9 protein-coding genes and 1 pseudogene are annotated in these 7,246 nt (G+C 34.0%); 9 read left to right on the top strand and 1 reads right to left on the bottom strand.

Annotation, left to right across the window (positions count from 1 at the left end):
* The first annotated feature begins 123 nt into the window (after positions 1 to 123).
* Together NL42_RS19530 and NL42_RS19525 are read left to right on the top strand one after the other, a co-directional pair.
* A complete protein-coding gene (locus tag NL42_RS19530) occupies positions 124 to 1,539 on the top strand; it encodes an OmpA family protein (protein WP_461314008.1) in 1,416 nt (471 codons plus the stop codon).
* A 93-nt stretch (positions 1,540 to 1,632) separates the two neighbouring features.
* Positions 1,633 to 2,412: a Rossmann-like and DUF2520 domain-containing protein gene (locus NL42_RS19525; protein ID WP_461314007.1), complete on the top strand. Its 780-nt coding sequence runs from the start codon at positions 1,633 to 1,635 to the stop codon at positions 2,410 to 2,412.
* A 14-nt stretch (positions 2,413 to 2,426) separates the two neighbouring features.
* Here NL42_RS19525 and NL42_RS19520 read toward each other — a convergent pair whose 3' ends face one another.
* Positions 2,427 to 3,053, bottom strand: coding sequence for a glutathione S-transferase family protein (locus NL42_RS19520; protein WP_461314006.1), 627 nt, complete (start codon positions 3,051 to 3,053; stop codon positions 2,427 to 2,429).
* Positions 3,054 to 3,435: 382 nt separating this feature from the next.
* On the opposite strand from NL42_RS19520, the gene NL42_RS19515 reads away from it, so the two are divergent.
* From NL42_RS19515 to NL42_RS19485, 7 genes and pseudogenes are all read left to right on the top strand, one after another.
* Positions 3,436 to 4,149: a hypothetical protein gene (locus NL42_RS19515; protein WP_461314005.1), complete on the top strand. Its 714-nt coding sequence runs from the start codon at positions 3,436 to 3,438 to the stop codon at positions 4,147 to 4,149.
* A 5-nt stretch (positions 4,150 to 4,154) separates the two neighbouring features.
* The gene (locus NL42_RS19510) at positions 4,155 to 4,994 is read left to right on the top strand and encodes an ADP-ribosylglycohydrolase family protein (RefSeq protein ID WP_461314004.1); all 840 of its coding nucleotides are present in this window, start codon (positions 4,155 to 4,157) and stop codon (positions 4,992 to 4,994) included.
* 186 nt (positions 4,995 to 5,180) lie between these two features.
* Positions 5,181 to 5,579 carry a hypothetical protein gene (locus tag NL42_RS19505; protein WP_461314003.1) on the top strand — a complete coding sequence of 133 codons (399 nt, stop codon included), beginning with the start codon at positions 5,181 to 5,183 and terminating at the stop codon, positions 5,577 to 5,579.
* 305 nt (positions 5,580 to 5,884) lie between these two features.
* Positions 5,885 to 6,199 carry a hypothetical protein gene (locus NL42_RS19500; RefSeq protein WP_461314002.1) on the top strand — a complete coding sequence of 105 codons (315 nt, stop codon included), beginning with the start codon at positions 5,885 to 5,887 and terminating at the stop codon, positions 6,197 to 6,199.
* A gap of 107 nt (positions 6,200 to 6,306) precedes the next feature.
* On the top strand, positions 6,307 to 6,621 hold the full coding sequence (locus NL42_RS19495) for a hypothetical protein (RefSeq protein WP_461314001.1): 315 nt from the start codon (positions 6,307 to 6,309) through the stop codon (positions 6,619 to 6,621).
* Between the two features lie 47 nt (positions 6,622 to 6,668).
* Positions 6,669 to 6,965 carry a hypothetical protein gene (locus tag NL42_RS19490; RefSeq protein WP_461314000.1) on the top strand — a complete coding sequence of 99 codons (297 nt, stop codon included), beginning with the start codon at positions 6,669 to 6,671 and terminating at the stop codon, positions 6,963 to 6,965.
* Positions 6,966 to 7,039: 74 nt separating this feature from the next.
* A pseudogene (locus tag NL42_RS19485) lies at positions 7,040 to 7,246 on the top strand (hypothetical protein); the annotation flags it as partial.

The raw sequence follows: 7,246 nt of genomic DNA, 5'->3' as shown, positions 1-7,246 counted from the left end.
TAAATTATATAAAAAACAATAAAAGATTAAAGGAAGATTAGAATAAAAAACTATCAGCAAAGAGAAGTATTTGAATAATCAAAAGTTGCTGGTTACGACGTATAAGATTCGGGAGAATAACCAATGTCGATAAACCCTATAGAATTGCTTAAAGAAAAAGTATCTTCAATATTATTAGATGAACAGGATGGATACCTCGGCGAAAAATCGAATGCTTTATCTAAGTTTTATCCAATTTTACTTTCATTACTAGCTGCTAAACCTGATCTTATCGGACAATTAAAAAACAGTTTGGCTCCTTCATTATCAGACCTTTTTTCTCATAATGACCAAATCAAGAATACTGTGCTTACTCATTTAAGCGGCACGGCACCAAATAATGAAATTGAAAGCACGCTCAACAGTGCAATTAAACCCAGCCTGAATGCAATTTCAGATGTTGCCGGAAATGACCAGCAAAGTATTGTGAATTACTTGCGCCAGCATGCAGATACTATTCGTTCATATTTACCAGCGTGGGCAGTGGGTCTATTAGCACCGCTAGGACTTGGTGCAGGCTTATCTTCTGTCACACCATCAACTGCACCTCCACTTGCAGCAGCAACTGAAAATACAGGTAAGTCTCGTGGATTCTTACCGATTATTGCCCTTATTATTCTGGGTCTTATCATTGCTTGGTTATGGCGTTCTTGTCAGCATAAAGAGGCTGTACCAGCACCAGAACCGACCGCTGCCAGTGGTGTTGAAGCTGCTGCTGCACCTGCTAGCTTAACTTTAAGTACCGATGATAAAGGTACAGTGAGTGAGTGTCAGGCTGGAGTTGGCGATCAAGGCTTCTTGGCAACGCTACAAACCAATATTAAAAAGGTTTTTTCGACAACTCAAGATTGTAAGGTGGATACAAGCCAAACTTATGCAGCTTCGTTTACAGACAAAGATGCACTTGCAGGTGTATTAGGGGCATTAAAAGGGGTGCCAAATGCATCTTTAGAATGGGTGGGCGACAAAATTACTTTGAAAGCGGGTGATGCGGCAGCATTAGAAGCTTTAACTGCAAAAGTAAAAGCATTGGTGCCACATACAGAAGTTGTCGGTACAGCACCAGTAACAGCTGAGCAATCTGTAAGCAATAGCTTAACTGCTTCGCAAACTGCTCTAGGATCAATTGACCCAAACAATGTCGATGTAAATGCTTTGGTGAAAGCACTTAACTTGCAAATTATTAATTTTGCGAGTGGTTCAAGTGACATACCTGCCGATAACAAAGCCATTCTTGACCAAGCTGCAACGCTTTTAAATAAAGTGACTAGCGTCAAATTAAATGTGGGTGGTCATACCGACTCAACAGGTAACGCTGCTGCAAATAAAGCTTTGTCCCAACGCCGTGCTCAAGCAGTGGTAGATTATTTAAAATCTAAAGGTGTGGATGCTTCTAAATTAGTTGCAGAAGGTCATGGTTCTGATCAGCCAGTTGCAGAAAACACGACAGAAGAAGGTCGCTTTAAAAACCGTCGTATTGAGTTTTCAGTAGCCCAATAATCGACTGATTTATGAAAAATTAGTTATTTTAATTTGAAAAAAGCTTCTCATTTTGAGAAGCTTTTTTGTTGAGACAAATAATGTTGGATTGATATGAAAATCAGTTTGGTGGGAAGTGGGCGAGTTGCCTTTCATTTGGCAAAGGCTTTATTGGGCCAAGGTCATAACATCGTACAAGTCTATGCGCGTGATTTTGATAAAACCCAAAAATTTGCAGAGAAAATTCAAGCAAAAGCATGCCAATCTCTTCGAGAATTCCAATCAACCGATCTCATCATTCTTACGGTTTCAGATAGTGCAATTGCAGAGCTTGTAAAACAAGTTCATGAACTCTTTCCTGACACACTCATTGTCCACACTTCGGGTAGTACTGATATTGAAGTCATCAGTCATGTACATGAAAAAGCAGGGGTGTTTTATCCATTACAAACATTTAGTTTAGAAAGAGATGTTGATTGGTCTGCAACGCCGTTATTTGTTGAAGCAATAACAGATGTCGATCAGGAGCTACTCTTAGATTTAGCAAATAGCCTAAGTGATAGAGTATATCAATATACTTCAAAGCAACGCTTAACTTTGCATTTGGCTGCCGTATTTGCTTGTAATTTTAGTAATTACTGTTTTGATATGGCAGAGCAGATTGTGGATGTAGAGCAGGTGGACTTTAGTTTGCTCTATCCTTTAATTTTGGAAACAGCTAAAAAAGCGACTGAAAATGATCCGAAACAAATGCAAACTGGGCCTGCGGTAAGGGGAGATCAGAATATCTTGGCAATGCATCAAGACTTATTGGCTCAAGCAAATCGAGATGATTTAAAACAGGTTTATCAACTTTTAAGTGATGGCATCGTGAAACGCCATCACTCGGCTTAAAGCTTATTTAAAAGTTAAGGTTCGCCGTTATTTCCCCATTTTAGGAAACCCGCACGCTGATTTAACAGTTCAAAATATTGGTCGACATGTTTAAGTGTTGGATGGTCAAAAGGTGTTGCCTTCCAGCGCTGTACAGATAGACCAATTGGAATATCGGCTAAGCTAAATTGTGAGCCTGCAACATAGGCCTGAGTTTTTGCGAGTTGTTGATCAAGAATCTGCATATGATGATTCCAATCATCAATACCTTGCTCTAACAACTTTGGATCTTGATGATCTGGTGAGTGTCTAAGCAAAGACATAATGGTATAAGTCCAGCTGTTATTCAGCTCGATCGCTTGCCAATCAATCCACTGGTCGACAAAGAATCTTTCTTTCGCTTGAGTAGGGTAAAGCTGATGCTTTTTATCATAAGCATTTGCCAGATAACGGATAATACTGTTGGATTGCCAAAGGACTAAATCACCATCTAAAACAACAGGAATTTGACCATTTGGGTTTAATTGTAAATATTCAGGTAATTGAGCAGAGCGAAAGCCTCGTCCCCAGTCTTCTCTTTCATATTCAAGATTTAGTTCTTCACACAACCATAAGACTTTGCGAACATTAATGGAGTTATCGCGGCCTAAAATTTTTAACATGTGTTGTCCTTAGCAATTTTTAGTATGGCAAGTACCAGTTTCTATAAATAGCTAGATTTGGCTCGATTGGCAATCATTAATTGGGCGGTAGTGTTTTTTGAGAGTGAATGAGGATTCTTTTTTTTAATGAATAAGCTAGCATATAAAATTTTAGATAACTTAATACTTGGATTAATAAGGGAATAGAAATAAATTCTATAACATAGCCTTTTTATTTGATTTAATTTAATACGTAATTAACTGATATTGATATGAATTAAAATTTTGCTCAATATATTAATCAAACTCCAACAACATCTGAGTTTGTTATGAGATCTAGTACCAAATATAAGGTATTAGATAATGATGGAGTAAAAAATTTGATTATTAAGGAGAAATAAATATGGCATTTTTAATTGAAGGATATAATTTGCATGATGATTTATCTTTGGATATGTTTTATCCGGAATCCTTTCGGTCTTTAGATGAATTAATTGTAATTCCTGAAGAGAATTTGATTGTTGTTAAGGAGATTTGGAGTGGAAAGATGTGTGATACCTTTTTTGATTTATATACTTTAGAAAGGATAGACCCCTTTAAAAGATATAATCAAGAGAATGGGAGAGCATTTATAGAAAGATTTGATGATTTAACAGTGATAACTACAGTGAGTATTGAGAAAGAAACAATGGCTGAATATTTACTCGGCGCTGTTTTTAGAAATGACCAACAAATATTCAAATCTTTTGATGTGAGATATTTTTCACTACCAACAAAATCTACCTATCAAAAATATTTAAATGTTCAAACCAATTTAAGAGTGATGCAGAAAAGTAGAGAAGATTTTTTTAAAGACTTTGCTCATTCATCTTTTGAAGAAAAAATCTCAAAATTAAGACAAATCTTTAGAACGAACTTTAGAGCGAATTGCGAGATAGGTTACTATCCACCTGAGTATTTTTTACCTCAGGAATTATTTGAATCGCTTGATAATGATAGTGAGTTTAGAACAGCACTTTTGGAAGTTTTAAGGCTTGAAGAAAGCGCAACAAATGAGCCAGCATCCGTGGTTTTTGATAATTTAATTAAACACTATGTTCATTGTAAAGAGGCTTAATTCTGATGTTGACTGAAATTGCTATTGCAGATGCTTATGGTGCAGGTTTTGAATTTTGCAGCGAAGATAAGATTATTTCACTTAATAATTTAGAATTATATAGCAAGCATGAGCTATACGATATTTTAGGCAAGTATACAGATGATACACAGATGTCGATTGCGATAGTGGAGTTCATATTATCTGGTCAAGAATGGACTAAAGAAAATATAGCTTCAAAATTTATAGAATGCTTTAAAAGAGATGTGAGATTAGGGTATTCAGAAGGTTTCTTTAATTTATTAAGTAAAGTGGAGTCTAGCAAAGAGTTACTTGAATTAATAATACCAACAAGTGAAAGAAATGGGGCTGCGATGCGTTCAGTTCCTATTGGCTTTCTAAAAAATAAAGAAGATGTAATTGCTTTAGCAAAGTTACAAGCACAAGTTACGCATGATTCACCTATAGGAATTCAATCAAGTTGTGCTGTCGCGTTAGCTGCCCATTTTGGAACTCACCAAAAAGGTTCTATTAGCGATTTAGAGAGTTTTCTAGAGTCAGAGCAATATGGAAATTGGGATTATAATTGGAAAGATAGAGTATCTTTAAATGCATATGATACGGTCAGTGCTGCATTAACATGTTTATTGCAACATAGTTCTTTAAGTGAGCTCCTAAAGTCATGTATTAATTTAGGAGGAGATACTGATAGCGTTGCAGCGATAGCTGTTGGTTTAGCTACATGTTTTATAGAATACAAAAAAGATTTACCTATTCAACTTTATAATAATTTAAATGAAGATAAATACGGAATATCTTTTTTACAAAATTTAGAGAAAAAGTTTTTTGAGGAAAATTTAATATAATCAAAAAATTATGGTGTCATTTTTTGAAATTTAAAGTTGTCACTTTAATCGAAAAATGCATTCTTTATTTAATTTTTTGAAGATGAGATCGTTAATTTTATGATCTGATCCAAACTACGGTGTTCAAACTTAGTTGCTGGCACCCGTATGGACTTTTATTGAAAAATGAAAAAGTAGGTTAATGACATGACAATTGATAAAACAGAATTATATTGGTCTTCGCTATGTAGTTTAACAGCAGAGTTGCGTTGTTGGGTCCATATAGTTCGGAAGCACGATTCTTCGGTTGAGAAAGGTAGGTGGGGGCAAATGTTAACAATCTCTATCGAAAATTATTTAGAAGGGCCTGATGGTTTTGTTTCTTTTAAAGATATAGACGTCGTAGAGATTTCAATAAATCGTCTTAAGGGAGGAATGGCAAATCGACCATTGCAGATGATTGATATAAAAACTGAAATCTTAGGGACTTTATACGAGACTCAGCTGCGTTGGGAAATACGTGAGAGTGTTTGGTCTGTTGATAGGATTTTTGAAGAAGAGTCTGTAACAGTGGTTGCTATCTTAAATCCTTTCAATTATGGCTGACTTGCTATCTCATGTAGTAGGTGATTTTTTTTTGAATTATAACGCGCATTTATAAAATAATATGATTATTACTCATATCGAATAATAATAACTTAAATTGATAATATTACTAGGAGTGAATTATAGTAATTCGCACTTCATTCTTGATGATGCTAACTCGTCCTCTTTAACAAAGAGGTGTATTATTTTCATCGGTAGTATTTAAATAATCTTCTAACATGTCTATCAATATTTTACACTATACTAATCTCATGATTGTAAATTCAATTTATAAATTAAGTAAATATTCATAGGGGATTACAAAAATGACGTTAAAAGAAAAATTAGGTGAATTAGAAGATACCCTTATGACACTAGCGCATTGTGCTCCAGATGACTATAACGAATGGCGACTTGAGTACTTTCCTACCCAAGAATCCATTCATGAAGAAGAAATAAAGGACTTAAGAGAATTGTGGTCTGAAATTAGATCAAAAATTAAAAAAGACCCAGTGAAAGCTAATTATGTTGAAATTAAACTTCAAGAAATGATTGATGCTTTTGATAAGGGTGAGAAGATTGAAGGGAGAAAAATTGCTAGAGAGCTGGCTGATTTGTACGATCTCACTAAATTGAAATAATATTTTAAGATGCTCTATGCATTTTATTAAGATGATATTTTACAATCGAAAGTAGCTTGGGAAATAGATTATATATTTACCATTATTTAATTAAGGTAATTAATAAGATGTCTTTAAAAGAAAAATTAGGTGAATTAGAGGATTCATTAGTCACAGTAGAGTACTGTGCTCCAGATAATTATAATGAATGGCTTCTTAAATACTTTCCTACTCAAGAAGATATTCATGAAGAACGGATGAAAGATTTAAGAGAACTATGGTCTGAAATTAGACCGAAAATAAAAAAAGATTTTGTGAAAGCCGATTATGTTGGAGTTAAACTTCAAGAAATGTTTGATGCTTTTGATAAGGGAGATAAGGTTGAAGGAAAAAAAATTGCTGGAGAGCTTGCCGATCTATACGATATTACTAAATTGAAATAATGTTTCAGAGCTGTTGAGTAAATTCACTTAATGAGAGATATATGTAAATGTTATTACAAGATAAATTAAAATGGATAGAAAATAAATTATCCTTAATCTCAAAAAATACTCAAGATAATCAGTTGTCTGAGAGTGAAAAAAATGAGTGGGAAGGTATTTTTGTTGAAATAAAAAGATTGTGGGAAGAAATAGTTTTTGAAGTTCAAAAAGACACTGTAAAGGCGTTACAAATTGAAAGAAAAACTATTGAAATGATTGATGTATTTCATCGAGATGACATCTTAAAAGCAAAAAAAATAGCTTGGGAAATAGCTCATATGTATACCATTACTGAATTGAAGTGATTAATTTTTATAAGAAGGTATTTAATATTCATGGTTGTACAGAAAATTTATATTTTTGGAGATAAGATTCCATTATGAATAAATATGATTATTATGGCGTGAGTTATGATAACGAAGAAAATATGATTTTAAAGTTGAGTGAAATTTTAGGAGTTGTATTTATACCTCATGATAGTTCTTTCTGGGGGGATTATTTTTTAGCAAAAATTGATGGTAAGGCAGAATGTAGGCTTTTTCAAAATTTTAATCCGTGTGAAGATGAGTGGAACTATCCAGATCAT

The sequence above is a fragment of the Acinetobacter sp. GN11 genome (assembly GCF_054823985.1).
Note: the sequence above shows the minus strand (reverse complement) of the source record. Positions and strands in the feature narration are given on the sequence as shown.

Bases quoted from the DNA above. Each gene is read 5' to 3' on its own strand.
- NL42_RS19505 (WP_461314003.1), top strand. From the start codon at position 5,181: ATGACAATTGATAAAACAGAATTATATTGGTCTTCGCTATGTAGTTTA.
- NL42_RS19530 (WP_461314008.1), top strand. From the start codon at position 124: ATGTCGATAAACCCTATAGAATTGCTTAAAGAAAAAGTATCTTCAATA.
- NL42_RS19490 (WP_461314000.1), top strand. From the start codon at position 6,669: ATGTTATTACAAGATAAATTAAAATGGATAGAAAATAAATTATCCTTA.
- NL42_RS19520 (WP_461314006.1), bottom strand. From the start codon at position 3,053: ATGTTAAAAATTTTAGGCCGCGATAACTCCATTAATGTTCGCAAAGTC.
- NL42_RS19500 (WP_461314002.1), top strand. From the start codon at position 5,885: ATGACGTTAAAAGAAAAATTAGGTGAATTAGAAGATACCCTTATGACA.
- NL42_RS19495 (WP_461314001.1), top strand. From the start codon at position 6,307: ATGTCTTTAAAAGAAAAATTAGGTGAATTAGAGGATTCATTAGTCACA.
- NL42_RS19525 (WP_461314007.1), top strand. From the start codon at position 1,633: ATGAAAATCAGTTTGGTGGGAAGTGGGCGAGTTGCCTTTCATTTGGCA.
- NL42_RS19515 (WP_461314005.1), top strand. From the start codon at position 3,436: ATGGCATTTTTAATTGAAGGATATAATTTGCATGATGATTTATCTTTG.
- NL42_RS19510 (WP_461314004.1), top strand. From the start codon at position 4,155: ATGTTGACTGAAATTGCTATTGCAGATGCTTATGGTGCAGGTTTTGAA.